The organism is Ensifer adhaerens (assembly GCF_020035535.1).
GTDB lineage: Bacteria > Pseudomonadota > Alphaproteobacteria > Rhizobiales > Rhizobiaceae > Ensifer.
In genome coordinates, this window is record NZ_CP083349.1 from 2,498,302 (window position 1) to 2,514,740 (window position 16,439).

Genomic DNA, 16,439 nt, shown 5'->3' on the forward strand with positions numbered 1-16,439 from the left:
ATTATTTGTCGAGCGCGAAGAAGTCGTCGAACTCCGGCATGGGCGCGGAAGCGACGAAGGAGCGCAGGAGATCGTGGCAGGTGAAGGCATCCTGCAGCGCCTCGATCTCCTTCGAAAGCGGCCGATCCTTCAGATAGATCGCGCTGACGGAGCGGGTCTGGTCATAGGCCCGTTTGACGATCCCTTGCGGTTGGTCGCCGACGAGGTCGATCGCCTGCGCCGACAGCATCGCCTCGATCGCCGCCAGCTGGCGCAGATCGCGCACCTGCGTTTCCATGCGCTCGACGATCAACGGCAGGAAGGTCGCCTCCTCTTCGAGACCGCCGGCCACCACGATCGACTGCGCCGAAAGCGGCACGGCGAGCGACTGCACGCGCATATAGAGTTCGACCGCAAGCTTCATCAGCGGCCCGAGCCCGGTTGCGACCTCCCCTGGCGCCACCAGATTGACCGAGAGATTGCGGCGGCCGCCATTCGCGAGAAGGATGCAGCGGTTCAGCACGTTGCGCGCCGCATGCGAAAAGGCGATCTGCGCCGCCTCGATGTAGAGCGTCGTTGTGAGCGGCAGCGAAGCGCCGGAGGAATGGACCTGCCCGCCGATGACAACAGGATTGTCGTCGGAGAGATAGGTCTGCTCCACCAGCCGGCCGGCCGCAACCAGCAGCGTATCGACCACCGCGCCGAAGACCTGGGCGGTCATGCGCAGGCTCAAGGGATCGTGGATCGCCGTCGGCACCGGCCAGTCGGAGATGCCGGACTGGCCATAGAGCCAGGAACCGACCACCGCCTCGCCGCGGGTCGAGAGCGTCGCCGCCACTCGCCAGGGATCGGCAGACGCCCCGAGCGCTTGGGACGACATGACCCCGGTGACGAGCAGCACGCGGATGGCGGAGGCTGCCTCGCGCAGCACATTGGCCGCAGCCGAAAAGGCGATGGCGTTAACGCTGAGGGCTGCCAGCGCGTCGCGCGGCTGCATCACGAAAGGCTCCAGGCCGGCTTCGGCAAGGGCCGTCTCGGCCGAGACGAGCCGTCCCTGGTAGTAGGCCTCGCCGACGCCCGTCAGCACGGAGGCGATCTGGCCCATCAGGCCGATATCGGCGCAGCCCATGGAGCCGTGGCGGCGTACCGCCGGAATGATGTCGTGTTCGGTGAGCGCCAGAAACGCCCGGATCAGATCCGGGCTGCAGCCCGTGTGGCCGCGCATGGCCGTGTTGACACGGATGGCGATCGCCATGCGCACGATCGCCGGCGCGAAGAACTCGCCGGTACCGAAGTGGTGCGCCCTGACCAGCGAGTTGTTGAATTCTGCCAGATCACCAGCGGTCCAGAGCCGGTCCTTCATGGAGCCGACGCCGGTGTTGGAGCCGTAGACCGGCAGTCCCATTGCGATGCGGTCGGCGATCACCTTGTGGGCGGCAGCAACGCGCTCCATGCCGCTATCATCCGCCACTGGTCGGCCCCTTCCCGCGCCGATCTCCTGGAGCGTCGCGAAATCGAGCGGTTTCCCGCAGAGAACGATGGTTTTGACCTGTTGCAGCATGCCGATACGAACCTTTCCGCGTGGCGCGCCTCGCCATCGAGACTGCACGCGGATGCCTGGATTTTCACGCAACCGCCGCTCGTAAACGCCCGGATGCCTGCTGCATGCTATGCGCTTATCGCCCGCACGTGCTATATCCCAAATCTGGAACGGGCGATGCCAGATATCGAACATACCTTGGGCGCACGCGGCCTGTCGTGATCGATTCTAAAATTAATGCGGAATGCGGGTGAAAACCACGCACACTGTTCCCACCCCGCTCCGAAAGGACCGTTGAATGGATTTGGCAACGATCGTGATTGTCGATGCGGTGCTCCGCGAGGGCGGCATCCGCGCCGCTGCCGCCGTTTGCGGGCGGGCACCGTCAAGCGTCAGCGCCGCGGTCAAGCGCTTCGAGCAGGCCGTCTCGATGCCGCTCTTCCGGCGGGAGGGAACCGTTGTCGTGCTGACATTGGAAGCCCGTGCCCGCACATCCGATATCCGCGAGGCAACTGCGAAGATCGCCGCGATCCTGGAGGCGGCAGGAAAGGAGCCCGCCGCCCCTGTTCCGCCGATCGGCCTCGTCGCGCTTGACCGTTTCGTTCGGATCGCCCGCACCGGCAGCATCCGCGCCACCGCAAAGGCGCTCGCATTGGGCCAACCGCAGCTGACGCGGCAGACCGCGGATCTCGAGCGCCATTTGAGCATCAGACTGTTCGAGCGCTCGCATGGCGGCATCCTCTGCACGGCAACCGCGGAGCGGATTATCCCGCTTGCCGAAACGTTGCTCGACATCTGGGCACGGCTGACCCACGCCTCTGCCGACCGCTTTCGCCGCGACGTCGCCACCTGGCGGCTCGGCGCCGTCATGCCGCTGGGTCCGGAAAGCGAGATCGCCCGCATGCTCGCGAGCCTGACGGCCAACTGGCACCGCACGCGCCCGCGTCAACCGCTGTTCATCTCCAGCACCACCGCCGACGACCTGCTGGCCGGGCTCCGCAGCCGCCGCTTCGATGCCGCCTTGCTCGACGTCGCCGAGATCCCCGCGGATTGCGATGGCCGGCTGGTCTCGCAAACGCCACTGGTGCTGGCCGGCCCGGCCGCCGCCCTTTCGGAACTCGGCGCCAACCTGCCGCGGCTGCTCGCCACCTGCCCGATCGCCGTGCCGAGCGTCAGGAGCGGCCTGCGCCGCGAGGCCGCCCGCTTCCTGGATGATACGCTCAGTGAAGCCGAACGGCGGCGCATCACCCTCGTCGAGGTCGATTCCATCCCCGTGATCATCAACCTCGTTCGCCAGCACGGCTATCTCTCGGTGTTGCCGGAATCCTCACTCGCCCGCGTGCACCTCCCACCGGCGATGATCCGTCTCGGCCCGGCCTATCGGCAGTCGCTGACGCTCGTCTGGCCACGCGGAACGCTTGCCGGCGAGATCGGCGAGCTGATGGTTGCGATGATGAAGATGAGCGCCGAGACCAGGCCGGCATCGGATTCAATTCCTGATCATCCCCCGACAAGCGCCTGAAACGACTCTGACTTTCCCGCTTGAATCAGCACTTGAAGAGGCGCTCAGCTTTTCAGCTTCAGACGTCTGCGCGTCTCGCTCGGGCTTTCGCGGTAATGCGCCCGGTAGCTTCGCGAGAAGGAAGACGACGAGTTGAAGCCCGAGATCGCGGCGATGTCTGCAAATTCCAGCCGTGTCTCGATCACCTTGCGCCGCGCCGCATTGAGGCGCAGCGCCAGATAATGCTCATGCGGGGCAACGCCCATTGTGTCGCGAAAAAGATCCTGCAGGTGGCGGGTACTGACGCCGATGCGGCGGGCGAGCCTTGCGAGCGTTAGCGGCGCCTCCACCGTCTCCTCCATCAGCTTGACGGCAGCACCCACGCGCGGATCGAGGATGCGCATGTTGCCGATCGCGGGCATCTGCAGGAGATCGCCGCGGGTGCGCTCCTGTTCGTAGATGAAGAGCCGCGAGACTTCGAGCGCCAGCGAATAGCCATGCGCCCGGCGGATCAGCTCCAGCATCAGGTCGAGCGTCGGCAGCGAGCCGCCAGTCGTAATGCGCTTGCCGTCGATGACGAAGCGCTCGCGCACCATCGTCACCTGCGGATAGCTGGTGGTGAAATCCTCGAAGTCCTCCCAGTGCGTGGTCGCCTTGAAATTGTCGAGCAGGCTGGTCTCGGCAAGCAGCCAGGAACCGGATTCGATGCCGGCCATCAGGTCGCGGTGCCGGGCGGTCTGCGAGAGCAGCATCTTCAGCTGCGAGGTGGCGCTGCGCTGCCAGTTGTAGCTTGAGAGGATGAAGAGCGGCGACGTCTCGCGCTGCGGACGGAAGATGCCGGAGACCGGAATGGGAATGCCACTCTTCGTTTCGATCGGCGCGCCGTCGGGGCTGTAGATCGTCCAGTCGTAGAGCGGTCGCCCGGCAATGCGGTTGGCCGCGCGCATCGGCTCGATGACGGAGGCAACCAGGATCAGATTGGTCTCCGGCAGCACCAGGATATCGACATGCTGCACCTGCGAAACGTCCTGATCCATGCCCAAACTTCTCCGCGTTGTCACCGATAATGTATAGGATGGATCCGATAATGAAAAGCAGAACGACCCTTCTTGGCTCGTAATGGGGTCAATAAAAGGGAGACAGCAATGCCGCTCAGCATGAACCGCGAGGTATTCGTCACCTGTGCCGTCACCGGCTCGGGAGACACCGTTTCAAAGTCCAGCCATGTTCCGATCACTCCGAAACAGATCGCCGAAGCGGCGGTCGAGGCGGCCAAGGCCGGCGCTGCCGTGGTCCACTGCCACGTCCGCGATCCGGAGACCGGAGCCCCTGCCCGCAGGCTCGATCTCTACAAGGAAGTAACCGACCGTATCCGCTCTGCCGATGTCGACATGGTGCTGAACCTGACCGCCGGCATGGGCGGCGACCTCATCTTCGGCAACGTCGAAAGTCCGCTCCCGCTCAACGAGAAAGGCACCGACATGGCCGGCGCCACCGAGCGTGTCGCGCATGTGGCCGAATGCCTGCCGGAAATCTGCACGCTCGACTGCGGCACCATGAACTTCTCGCTTGGCGATTATGTCATGACCAACACGCCGTCGATGCTGCGCGAAATGGCCCGCCAGATGACCGCGCTCGGCGTCCGTCCCGAAATCGAGGCTTTCGACACCGGCCATCTCTGGTTTGCCAAGCAGCTCGTCGAGGAAGGCCTGATCGAGGATCCGGTCCTGATCCAGCTCTGCATGGGCATCCCGTGGGGCGCGCCTGACGACCTCAACACCTTCATGGCCATGGTCAACAACGTGCCTGCCAACTGGACCTTCTCGGCCTTTTCCATCGGTCGCAATGCGCTTGCCTATCCGGCGGCAGCGGTCCTTGCCGGCGGCAACGTTCGCGTCGGCCTTGAGGACAACCTCTATATCGGCAAGGGCCAGCTCGCGACCAACGGCCAGCTCGTCGAAAAGGCCGTCGGCGTCATCGAGGGCATGGGCGCCAAGATCATAGGGCCGAAGGAGGTCCGCGAGAAACTGAAGCTGACGAAGCGCTGAGCAGGGACAGAACAATCATGAGCTTTATCACCAAAGCAGCTTGTGTCGGCGGCGGCGTCATCGGTGGCGCCTGGGTGGCGCGTTTCGCGCTTGCCGGCATCGACGTGAAGATCTTCGATCCGCATCCGGAAGCCGAGCGCATCATCGGCGAAGTCATGGCCAATGCCGAGCGCGCCTATGCGATGCTGACGATGGCGCCGCTGCCGCCGAAGGGCAAACTGACCTTCTGCAAGAGCATTGAGGAAGCCGTACAGGACGCTGATTGGATTCAGGAAAGCGTGCCGGAACGGCTGGAGCTGAAGCGCGGCGTCATCACCAAGATCGATGCGGCGGCGCGCCCCGATGCGCTGATCGGCTCCTCCACCTCGGGCCTGCTGCCCTCCGATCTCCAGGCCGAGATGCACCACCCGGAACGCATGTTCGTGGCGCATCCCTATAACCCCGTCTACCTGCTGCCGCTCGTCGAGCTCGTCGGCGGCAAGAAGACGACCAAGGCGACGATCGAACGCGCCATGCAGGGCGTCGAGCAGATCGGCATGAAGGGCGTTGTCATCGCCAAGGAGATCGAGGCTTTCGTCGGCGACCGCCTGCTCGAAGCGCTCTGGCGCGAGGCTCTGTGGCTGATCCAGGACGACATCTGCGATACCGAAACGCTCGACAACGTCATGCGTTACTCCTTCGGCATGCGCTGGGCGCAGATGGGCCTGTTCGAGACCTATCGTATCGCCGGCGGCGAGGCCGGCATGCGCCACTTCCTCGCCCAGTTCGGCCCCTGCCTGAAATGGCCCTGGACGAAGTTCACCGACGTCGTCGACCTCGACGATGCACTGGTCGAAAAGATCGGCGCCCAGTCGGACGCGCAGGCCGCCGGCCGCTCGATCCGCGAGCTCGAACGCATCCGCGACGAAAACCTCGTCGGCATCATGCATGCGCTGAAATCCGGCAACGGCGGCGAAGGCTGGGGGGCCGGCAAGCTGCTCGCCGACTTCGAGGCCAAGCTCTGGGCAAACGCCAAGAAGCCGGAAGCCGATCTCGGCGACGTCAAGCCGCTGCACATCCTCGACACCAAGGTCAGTGCTGCCTGGGTCGATTACAACGGCCACATGACCGAGCACCGCTATCTGCAGGTCTTCGGCGACACCTCCGACGGCGTGCTGCGCCTGATCGGCGTCGACCTCGAATATGTCCGCGACGGTCACAGCTACTACACGGTCGAGACCCACATCCGGAACCTTGGCGAAGCCAAGCTCGGCGAGGCGCTCTATTCGACCTGCCAGATCCTGTCATCGGACGAAAAGCGCCTGCACATCTTCTCGACGATCTACAACGCCGCGACCAACGAGGCCGTCGCCACTGCCGAGCAGATGATGCTGCATGTCGACAGCAAGGCCGGCAAGTCGGTCGCCGCGCCTGAGAAGGTGCTGAGCAAGCTCCGCGCGATCACCGAAGCCCATGCAAAGCTGCCGACGCCAGAAGGCGCTGGCCGCTTCGTCGGCCAGAAGCGCGCCTGACCGCAACAATAGCAGGCCAGCGACAACAGGCAGCTTCGCCCTTCGGCGGAGCCGCAAACCGCAGCTGAAGGACGCTTGAGGAGGCGGCCATCGTTTGCGGCACCGCCGTCAGCGGCGCGAAAACGAGGGGAACAACACAATGAATTTCGCACTGACCGAAGAACAGCAGATGATCGTCGATACGGTCAGGAGCTTCGTCGAAACGGAAATCTATCCGCACGAGGACGAGGTCGAGCGCACCGGCGTGGTGCCGCGCGAGCTCGGCCAGGAAATCGCCCGCAAATGCAAGGAGATCGGCTTCTTCGGCTGCAACTTCCCGGAGGAAGTCGGCGGCGCCGGCCTCGACCACACTTCATTCACGCTGGTCGAGCGCGAGCTCGGCCGTGGCTCCATGGGCCTGACGGTATTCTTCGGCCGCCCCTCGGGCATCCTGATGGCCTGCAACGCCGAGCAGCGCGAGAAATATCTGCTGCCGGCCGTCAAAGGTGACAAGTTCGATGCGCTGGCGATGACCGAGCCGGATGCCGGCTCCGACGTGCGCGGCATGAAGTGCTTTGCCCGCAAGGACGGCGACGACTGGATCGTCAACGGCACCAAGCATTTCATCAGCCATGCCGACATTGCCGATTTCGTCATCGTCTTCATCGCGACCGGCGAAGAGGATACGCCGCGCGGCCCGAAGAAAAAAATCACCTGTTTCCTCGTCGACCGCGGCACGCCCGGCTTCGAGATCCGCAAGGGCTATAGCTCCGTCTCGCACCGCGGCTACAACAACTGCATCCTGACGTTCGACGATTGCCGCCTGCCCTCTGCCCAGATCCTCGGCGAAGTGCACAAGGGTTTCGACGTCGCCAACGACTGGCTTTTCGCTACGCGCCTGACAGTGGCGGCGACCTCGGTCGGCCGCGCCCGTCGCGCCTTCGACTACGCGCTGAATTACGCCGCCGAGCGCAAGCAGTTCGGCAAGCCGATCGGCGCCAACCAGGGCGTCTCCTTCAAGCTCGCCGACATGATCACCGAGATCGACGCCGCCGACCTCCTGACGCTGTCGGCCGCCTGGCGGCTCGACAACGGCCTGCCGTCGAACCGCGAGATCGCGTCGGCCAAGGTCTATGCCACAGAAATGCTTGCCCGTGTCACCGACGAGGCGATCCAGATCTTCGGCGGCATGGGCCTGATGGACGACCTGCCGCTCGCCCGCTTCTGGCGCGACGCTCGCGTCGAGCGCATCTGGGACGGCACGTCCGAAATCCAGCGCCACATCATCAGCCGCGACCTGCTGCGGCCGCTGGGGGCGTGACGGGATGGCCACTCCCCGCTCCCTCGACCGCCTCATCCGCCCGCGCACCATCGCCGTCTTCGGCGGCAAGGAGGCCCGGCGCGTCATCGAACAATGCGACAAGATGGGTTTTACCGGCGAGATCTGGCCGGTGCACCCGCGTGAGGCCGAGATCCTCGGCCGCAAGTGCTACCGCTCGGTGACGGAACTGCCGGGCGCACCGGATGCCTCCTTCGTCGGCGTCAACCGTCAGCTGACGATCGATATCATCCGCGATCTCGCGGCCCGCGGCTCGGGGGGCGCCGTCTGCTACGCCTCGGGTTTCCGCGAGGCGGCAAGCGAGCTCGACGACGGCAACGACATGCAGGAGGCGCTGGTCGCTGCTGCCGGCGACATGCCGATCGTCGGGCCCAATTGCTACGGCTTCATCAACATGCTGGACGGCGCCCTGCTCTGGCCGGACCAGCACGGCATGCAACGCGTCGAAAAGGGCGTCGCCATCCTGACGCAGTCCTCCAACATCGCCTGCAACATCTCGATGCAGACGCGCGGCCTGCCGCTCGCCTATATCATGACCGCCGGCAACCAGGCGCAGACGGGCTTGTCCGATATCGCCTGCGCCGTGCTCGAAGATCCGCGCGTCACCGCCGTGGGCCTGCATATCGAAGGCTTCGACAGTATGGCAGCGCTGGAGCGACTGGCGACCCGCGCCCGTGAACTCGGCAAATCGGTCGTGACGCTGAAGATCGGCAAGTCGGAGGCGGCACAGCTTGCGACCGTGTCGCACACCGCCTCGCTCGCCGGCAACGACCGCGTCTCCTCGGCACTTCTTGCCCGCCTCGGCATCGGGCGCGTCGATACGCTGCCGGCGCTTCTGGAAACGCTGAAGCTCCTGCATGTGGCAGGCCCGCTTGCCAGCCGAGACATCTCCTCGATGAGCTGCTCCGGTGGCGAGGCCTCGCTGATGGCCGACGCCGGCGAACGTTACCGGGTGAACTACCGACCCTTGCGCGACGAGCAGAAGAAGCCGCTCAAGGACGCGCTCGGCGAGATGGTGACGATCGCCAACCCGCTCGACTACCACACCTTCGTCTGGGGCAACCGCGAGAAGCAGACGACCGCCTTTACCGCCATGATGAAGGGCGGCTACGCGATCAATCTGCTCGTGCTCGACTTCCCCCGTCTCGACCGCTGCGACCCGGCCGACTGGGAAACAACCTGCCACGCGGTGATCGACGCGGCGAGAGCGGCCGGCGCCCGCGCCGGCATCGTCGCCAGCCTCGGCGAGAACATGCCGGAAGCGACCGCCCTCTTTCTGATGAAGGCCGGCATCGTGCCCTTCTTCGGCATCGAGGAGGCGCTGGCGGCGATCGAGACCGCTGCTGACATCGGCGCTGCCTGGGCAAAGCCCGCCCCGCCTCGCCTGCTCGACGGCATTGGGGTCGATGATGGTGAAGCCGTCACCCTCAGCGAACATGAGGCAAAGGTGGAGCTTGCTGCCGCCGGCCTCACCGTGCCGAAGGGCAAGACCGCGGCAAGCGCTGAAGAGGCAGCCAACGCCGCCGAGGCACTCGGTTTCCCCGTCGTGCTCAAGGGCCTCGGCGTCGCCCACAAGACCGAGGCGGGTGCTGTGAAGCTCAATCTCGCGAGCCGCGATGAGGTCTTTATCGCGGCAAAGGCCATGGCCGGGGTCGCCTCCGGCTACCTCGTCGAAAAGATGGTGGGCAAGCCCGTCGCCGAGCTGATCATCGGCGCCATGCGTGACCCCGTCGCTGGTCCTGTCCTGACCATCGGTGCCGGCGGTATCCTTGTGGAACTGCTCGATGATTCCGCCATCCTGACGCTGCCGACGACACCCGAAGCGATCCGCGAGGCGATCGGCGGGCTGAAGATCCGCAAGCTGCTCGACGGCTATCGCGGCGCGCCTGCCGCTGATTTTGCCGCTTTGACCGACGCTGTCGCCGCAGCGGCATCCTATGTCGTTGCAAACGCTTCGAAACTCGAAGAACTCGATATCAATCCATTGATGGTGTTGCCGAACGGCCAGGGTGCCGTTGCCGCCGACGCTCTCATTCGCCGGAGGAACTGACCCTCATGACCGGACCGATCCTCACGCGCCGCGAAGGCGGCATCCTCGAAGTCACGATCGACCGGCCGAAGGCCAATGCCATCGACCTGAAAACCAGCCGTGTCATGGGCGAGATCTTCCGCGACTTCCGCGACGACGATACGCTCAGGGTTGCGATCATCACCGGCGCGGGCGAAAAATTCTTCTGTCCGGGATGGGACCTGAAGGCGGCGGCTGATGGCGACGCGGTCGATGGCGACTATGGCGTCGGCGGCTTCGGTGGCATGCAGGAGTTGCGCGACCTCAACAAGCCGATCATAGCAGCCGTCAACGGCATCTGCTGCGGCGGCGGCCTCGAGATCGCGCTTTCGACCGACCTGATCCTGGCGGCAGAACACGCCACCTTCGCGCTCCCCGAGATCCGCTCCGGCACGGTCGCCGACGCCGCCTCGATCAAGCTGCCGAAGCGCATCCCCTATCACATCGCCATGGACATGCTGCTCACCGGCCGCTGGCTCGACGTGGCGGAAGCCCACCGCTGGGGCTTCGTCAACGAAATCCTGCCGGCGAGCAGATTGATGGAGCGGGCCTGGGAGCTTGCTCGCCTGCTCGAAAGCGGCCCGCCGCTCGTCTATGCCGCGATCAAGGAAGTGGTGCGCGCCGCCGAGGGCGAGGCCTTCCAGACGACCATGAACAAGATCACCCAACGCCAGTTCAAGACCGTCGACATTCTCTATTCGAGCGAAGACCAGCTGGAGGGCGCGCGCGCCTTCGCCGAGAAGCGCGACCCCGTCTGGAAGGGTCGCTAAAGCGGGAGCGAAATGAGGAAAAATGTGGGCGGTTTTCCGCCCGCAGCCCGCCCCGGTCAGACGCCGCCAGGCTTGGCGGCGCAGGGAACAGAGCCGGGCGACCGGCATGATGACGTGACGAGACGCGCGAGGCAAACCTGCGCGCCATCAAACACGCACCCATAAGCCAAGCTTATGGAAATAAATTGTAATTTAGGGCGTTACAAGAAGAGTTCCAGCGATTACGTTTATCGATCTGAGCGAAAGACGCCCCCGGCTGGGGAAGGAGAACAGGCACTCGAACCAACAACAAGCGGCCGATCCGGGCCGATCCGAAGCCATCTGATACAATGGCTGTGCGCAGCAATCTCTACCAACCACAACGAACGGCGAATGCCGACAACAGAAGGGAACAGGGGAATGAGCGATTACAAGGATTACCTCACACGACAGGTCATGCTCGGCAAGATGAACCGCCGCGAGTTTCTCGGCCGCGCAGCCGCTGCCGGCATTCTCGGCTCGACGGCAGGCACGCTGTTTGCCACCAGTGCAGCAGCACAAGAGCCGAAGCGCGGCGGTCACCTGAAGCTCGGTCTCGAAGGGGCGGCTGCAACCGATTCGAAGGATCCGGCCAAGGCGCTTTCGCAGTTCATGTTCGTCGTCGGCCGCAACTGGGGCGACATGCTTGTCGAAAGCCACCCGACGACCGGCGCGCCGGTGCCGGCGCTTGCCGAATCCTGGGAACCGTCGGCAGACGCCTCCACCTGGACCTTCGCCATCCGCAAGGGCGTGAAGTTCCATGACGGCAAGGAACTGACCCTCGACGACGTCATCAAGACTCTGCAGCGCCACACCGACGAAAAGTCGGAATCCGGCGCGCTCGGCGTGATGAAGTCAATCAAGGAAATCAAGGCCGATGGCGACAAGCTGGTGCTGGTGCTGACGGAAGGCAATGCCGACCTGCCGCTGCTGCTGTCCGACTACCACCTTATCATTCAGCCGAATGGCGGCATCGACAAACCGGACGCCATGATCGGCACCGGGCCCTTCAAGGTGACGAGTTTCGAGGCGGGCGTTCGCGCCACCTTCGAGAAGAATGCCGACGACTGGCGCACCGACCGCGGCTACGTGGATTCGGTCGAGCTGATCGCCATGAACGATGCGACGGCCCGCATCGCAGCACTGTCCTCCGGCCAGGTGCATTTCATCAACCGTGTCGACCCGAAGACGGTCAACCTTCTGAAGAAGGCCCCGACGGTCGAGATCCTGAACACCTCCGGCCGCGGCCACTACGTGTTCATCATGCATTGCAACACCGCACCCTTCGACAACAACGACCTGCGCATGGCGCTGAAGTATTCGATGGACCGCGAAACCATGGTCCAGCGCATCCTTGGCGGCTACGGCAAGGTCGGCAACGACTTCCCGATCAACGACACCTATGCCCTCTTCCCCGAAGGCATCGAGCAGCGCGCCTATGATCCGGACAAGGCGGCCTTCCACTACAAGAAGTCCGGCCACAGCGGTCCGGTACTGCTGCGCACCTCCGACGTCGCCTTCCCGGGCGCGGTCGATGCGGCCGTGCTCTACCAGGAAAGCGCCAAGAAGGCGGGCATCGAGATCGAGGTCAAGCGCGAGCCGGGCGACGGCTACTGGACGAACGTCTGGAACGTGCAGCCCTTCTCCACCTCCTACTGGGGCGGCCGTCCGACCCAGGACCAGATGTACTCCACCGCCTACCTGTCGACCGCCGACTGGAACGACACCCGCTTCAAGCGTCCGGATTTCGACAAGATCCTGCTGGAGGCCCGCTCGGAACTCGACGAGGCCAAGCGCAAGGACATGTACCGCACCATGGCCATGATGGTGCGTGACGAAGGCGGCCTGATCCTGCCGATGTTCAACGACTTCGTGAACGCCTCCACCAAGCAGGTGAAGGGCTATGTGCACGATATCGGCAACGACATGTCGAACGGCTATGTCGCAACCCGGGTGTGGCTGGACGCATGATGATGGAAAGCGGACCGCTTACTGGTCCGGTTCCGACGGATGGGACCGCGGATGCAACGCATCCGCGGCCTGCCGAACTTTCCGGAGTACCAGCAAAACCCAATCCTGCCACCGATGGCGAAATCGGCGGCACCTTCTGGCGGCGCTTCACCTTCCGCCGCCCTCTCGCGGCGCTCGTCCTGCAGCGCCTCGGCTTGAGCGTCGGCCTGCTCTTCGCCGTGTCGCTGATGATCTTCGGCGGCATCGAAGCGCTTCCCGGCGACTTCGCCACCACCTATCTCGGCCAGTCGGCAACGCCCCAGGCGGTCGAAAACATCCGCAAGGATCTCGGCCTCGACAGGCCCTGGACCGAACGCTACCTCTCCTGGCTCGGCGGTGCGGTACAAGGCGATTTCGGCACCTCCTGGGCGAGCAAGAATTCCGTCGGCGAACAGATCAGCAAGCGCCTCGGCAATTCGCTGTTCCTTGCCTTCTTCGCAGCACTCGTTTCCGTGCCGCTCGCCGTCGGCCTCGGCATGCTGGCGGTGCAGTTCCGCAACCGGCTGCCCGACAAGATCATCAACGTCGTCTCGCTGGCGGCGATCTCGCTGCCGGAGTTCTTCGTCGGCTATCTCTTGATCATGTTCTTTGCCGTGAAGTACGGCGTCGCGACCTTCCCCGCGACCGTCTATGACAGCATGAGCTTCACCGAACGTCTCTCGGCGATCGCGCTTCCGGTCGCGACCCTCGTTCTCGTCGTTCTTGCCCACATGATGCGCATGACCCGCGCGGCGATCCTCAACGTCATGTCTTCGGCCTATGTCGAGACGGCGGAACTGAAGGGTCTCAGCATGTTCCGCATCATCGCGCGCCATGCCGCCCCCAATGCGGTGGCGCCGGTGATCAACGTGATTGCGCTCAACCTCGCCTATCTCGTTGTCGGCGTGGTCGTGGTCGAGGTGGTCTTCGTCTACCCGGGCATGGGCCAATACATGGTGGACGCGGTGACCGTGCGCGATATGCCGGTCGTTCAGGCCTGCGGTCTGATCTTTGCCGCCTTCTACATCTTCCTGAACATGGCGGCCGACATTCTCGCGATCATCGCCAACCCGAGACTGAGGCATCCGCGATGAACCTGAGATCCATCCCCATCAGCGCCTGGATCGGCATCGCCGGCATTGCGATTGCGATCTTCTGCGCCGTCTTCGCACCGGTCATCGCTCCCTTCGGCGAACGCGACGTCGTCGGCGACGTCTGGCTTCCGGCCGGCGGCGACTTCCTGCTCGGCACCGACAATCTCGGCCGCGACCTGCTCTCGCGTCTGATCTACGGCGCCCGCACCACCATCTTCGTGGCGCTGGCGGCAACCGTGCTCTCCTTCTCGCTGGGCATGCTCCTGAGCTTCACGGCCGCCGTCGTCGGTGGCCTCACCGATCAGCTCTTCTCCCGCTTCAACGACCTGATGATGGCGATCCCGACGCTGATCTTCGCCCTCGTCGTCCTTGCCGTGCTGCCGCAACATCTGTGGATCCTGATCCTCGTCATGGCGGTACTCGACTCGACCCGCGTGTTTCGCATCGGTCGCGCCGTCGCACTCGATGTCGCGGTCATGGAGTTCGTCGAAGCGGCGAGGCTGCGCGGCGAAGGTTCGCTCTGGATCATCTTTCGCGAGATCCTGCCGAACACGCTGTCGCCGCTCTTGGCCGAATTCGGCCTGCGCTTCGCCTTCTCCATCCTGTTTCTCTCCACCCTCTCCTTCCTCGGCCTCGGCATCCAGCCGCCGGCTGCCGACTGGGGCGGCATGGTCAAGGACAACAAGGACGGCATCATCTTCGGCATCTCGGCGGCACTGATCCCGGGTGCGGCGATCGCCACGCTCGCGATCTGCGTCAACCTCGTGGTCGACTGGCTGATGAAGAGAACCTCCAGCCTCAAGGGAGGACGTGGCGATGCCTGAGATGCTTTCCGTCAAGAACCTCAAGATCGAAGCGACCAGTTACCCGCCGGGCGAGCCGCCCAAGGTTGTCACCCTTGTCGAGGGCGTCTCCTTTGACGTGCAGAAGGGCAAGGTACTCGGGCTCATCGGGGAATCCGGCGCCGGCAAGTCGACGATCGGCCTATCGGCCCTTGCCTATGGCCGCGGCGGCGTGCGCATCACCGGCGGCCAGGTCCTACTCGACGGCAAGGATCTCCTGACACTCGACAAGAACGGCATCCGCTCGATCCGCGGCGCCCGCGTCTGCTATGTCGCACAGTCGGCCGCTGCCGCCTTCAACCCGGCGCACAGGCTCGGTGACCAGGTGATCGAGGCGTCGCTGCGCCACGGCATCATGAGCCGCGACGAAGCGAAGAAGCGGGCGCTCTATCTTTTCCGCGTGCTGGGCCTGCCCAATCCGGAAACCTTCGGCGAACGCTATCCGCATCAGGTCTCCGGCGGGCAACTGCAGCGCGCCATGACCGCCATGGCGCTCTGCCCCAATCCGGAACTGATCGTCTTCGACGAGCCGACGACAGCGCTCGACGTCACCACCCAGATCGACGTTCTTGCCGCGATCAAGCATGCGATCGAAGAGACGCACACGGCGGCGCTCTACATCACCCACGATCTCGCCGTGGTCGCCCAGATCTCCGACGACATCATGGTGCTGCGCCACGGCAAGACGGTGGAATACGGCGCTACCCAGCAGATCATCGAAGCGCCGCGGGAGGATTACACCCGCGCGCTCGTCAGCGTCCGCCAGACCAAGCGCGACGAGGCGCCCGACCAGACGGGTGCGCAGCTGAAGATCGAGCATATCAGCGCTGGCTATGGCAATGGCTTCAAGGTGCTGCACGATGTCTCGATGCATCTGCCGAAGGGCCAGACGCTGGCGATCGTCGGCGAGAGCGGCTCGGGCAAATCCACCCTTGCCCGCGTCATCACCGGCCTTCTGCCGCCGAGCGAGGGCCGCATCACCTTCGAGGGCAAGGAATTGCCGCGGGCCTTGAAGGGCCGCAGCAACGACGAACTCCGCCGCATCCAGATGATCTACCAGATGGCGGATACGGCGATGAACCCGCGCCAGACGGTGCGCGACATCGTCGGGCGTCCGCTCTCCTTCTACTTCGGCCTGCACGGCCAGAAGAAGACGGAGCGGGTGAACGAGCTCCTCGACCAGATCGAGATGGGCAGCCGCTTCCTTGATCGCTATCCGGCGGAACTCTCCGGCGGGCAAAAGCAGCGCGTGGCGATCGCACGCGCCCTGGCGGCCAAGCCGGAGCTGATCCTCTGCGACGAACCGACCTCCGCACTCGACCCGCTGGTGGCCGAAGGCATCCTGAATCTGCTTTTGAAGCTTCAGGAGGAAACCGCTGTTTCCTATGTCTTTATCACCCACGACATCGCCATCGTGCGGGCAATCGCCGACAGCGTCGCGGTCATGCATCGCGGCCGCCTCGTGCGGTTCGGGCCGAAGTCGAAGGTGCTGTCACCGCCCTTCGACGATTATACCGACCTCTTGTTCAAGTCGGTTCCGGAAATGGAGATCGGCTGGCTGGAGCGTGTCTTGAAGACCCGGCGCATGGAAAGCGCCGGCAACTGAAACCATCGAAATGATCTGAAAGGGAAGCCGACCGCCGCCCAGGCGGTCGGCTTTTCTGCCCCCAGCATTCCGCACGGCGCAACTCTGCGAGCCTGTGACGCCGCATCGCACGCTGTCACGACATGGCGAAAGACTTCGCTGTTTACCCCTTTGAT

At 64.3% G+C, this 16,439-nt stretch carries 13 protein-coding genes; 11 read left to right on the forward strand and 2 right to left on the reverse strand.

Going from position 1 to position 16,439, the window contains the following annotated elements; all coding sequences use genetic code 11:
* Position 1: 1 nt before the first annotated feature.
* A complete protein-coding gene (locus tag LAC81_RS12275; RefSeq protein ID WP_328716174.1) occupies positions 2-1,432 on the reverse strand; it encodes an aromatic amino acid lyase in 1,431 nt (476 codons plus the stop codon).
* Here LAC81_RS12275 and LAC81_RS12280 point away from each other — a divergent pair.
* A complete protein-coding gene (locus LAC81_RS12280; protein ID WP_223727881.1) occupies positions 1,409-1,741 on the forward strand; it encodes a hypothetical protein in 333 nt (110 codons plus the stop codon). The two genes, LAC81_RS12275 and LAC81_RS12280, sit on opposite strands and share 24 nt — an antisense overlap.
* Before the next feature lie 76 nt (positions 1,742-1,817).
* Positions 1,818-3,041, forward strand: coding sequence for a LysR family transcriptional regulator (locus LAC81_RS12285; RefSeq protein WP_223725013.1), 1,224 nt, complete (start codon positions 1,818-1,820; stop codon positions 3,039-3,041).
* 44 nt (positions 3,042-3,085) lie between these two features.
* On the opposite strand, the gene LAC81_RS12290 is transcribed toward LAC81_RS12285, so the two are convergent.
* Entirely contained in the window at positions 3,086-4,057 is a 972-nt protein-coding gene (locus tag LAC81_RS12290) for a GlxA family transcriptional regulator (RefSeq protein WP_113540386.1), read from the reverse strand.
* A 108-nt stretch (positions 4,058-4,165) separates the two neighbouring features.
* On the opposite strand from LAC81_RS12290, the gene LAC81_RS12295 reads away from it, so the two are divergent.
* From LAC81_RS12295 to LAC81_RS12335, 9 genes are all read left to right on the forward strand, one after another.
* Entirely contained in the window at positions 4,166-5,068 is a 903-nt protein-coding gene (locus LAC81_RS12295) for a 3-keto-5-aminohexanoate cleavage protein (protein WP_223725014.1), read from the forward strand.
* Positions 5,069-5,085: 17 nt separating this feature from the next.
* Positions 5,086-6,579, forward strand: a complete 1,494-nt coding sequence (locus LAC81_RS12300; protein WP_223725015.1) for a carnitine 3-dehydrogenase — start codon at positions 5,086-5,088, stop codon at positions 6,577-6,579.
* Positions 6,580-6,718: 139 nt separating this feature from the next.
* A complete protein-coding gene (locus tag LAC81_RS12305) occupies positions 6,719-7,879 on the forward strand; it encodes an acyl-CoA dehydrogenase family protein (protein WP_113540389.1) in 1,161 nt (386 codons plus the stop codon).
* A 4-nt stretch (positions 7,880-7,883) separates the two neighbouring features.
* A complete protein-coding gene (locus LAC81_RS12310) occupies positions 7,884-9,947 on the forward strand; it encodes an acetate--CoA ligase family protein (RefSeq protein WP_223725016.1) in 2,064 nt (687 codons plus the stop codon).
* Between the two features lie 5 nt (positions 9,948-9,952).
* Positions 9,953-10,735 (forward strand): carnitinyl-CoA dehydratase, encoded by a 783-nt coding sequence (locus LAC81_RS12315; protein ID WP_223725017.1) that lies wholly within the window; start codon positions 9,953-9,955, stop codon positions 10,733-10,735.
* A 399-nt stretch (positions 10,736-11,134) separates the two neighbouring features.
* Positions 11,135-12,724: an ABC transporter substrate-binding protein gene (locus tag LAC81_RS12320; RefSeq protein WP_223725018.1), complete on the forward strand. Its 1,590-nt coding sequence runs from the start codon at positions 11,135-11,137 to the stop codon at positions 12,722-12,724.
* Positions 12,724-13,836 carry an ABC transporter permease gene (locus tag LAC81_RS12325; RefSeq protein ID WP_113540460.1) on the forward strand — a complete coding sequence of 371 codons (1,113 nt, stop codon included), beginning with the start codon at positions 12,724-12,726 and terminating at the stop codon, positions 13,834-13,836. The genes LAC81_RS12320 and LAC81_RS12325 overlap by 1 nt, the downstream gene beginning before the upstream one ends.
* Positions 13,833-14,660 carry an ABC transporter permease gene (locus tag LAC81_RS12330; RefSeq protein WP_113540393.1) on the forward strand — a complete coding sequence of 276 codons (828 nt, stop codon included), beginning with the start codon at positions 13,833-13,835 and terminating at the stop codon, positions 14,658-14,660. The genes LAC81_RS12325 and LAC81_RS12330 overlap by 4 nt, the downstream gene beginning before the upstream one ends.
* Positions 14,653-16,284, forward strand: coding sequence for an ABC transporter ATP-binding protein (locus tag LAC81_RS12335; protein ID WP_223725019.1), 1,632 nt, complete (start codon positions 14,653-14,655; stop codon positions 16,282-16,284). Before LAC81_RS12330 ends, LAC81_RS12335 begins: the two co-directional genes overlap by 8 nt.
* Positions 16,285-16,439: the final 155 nt, after the last annotated feature.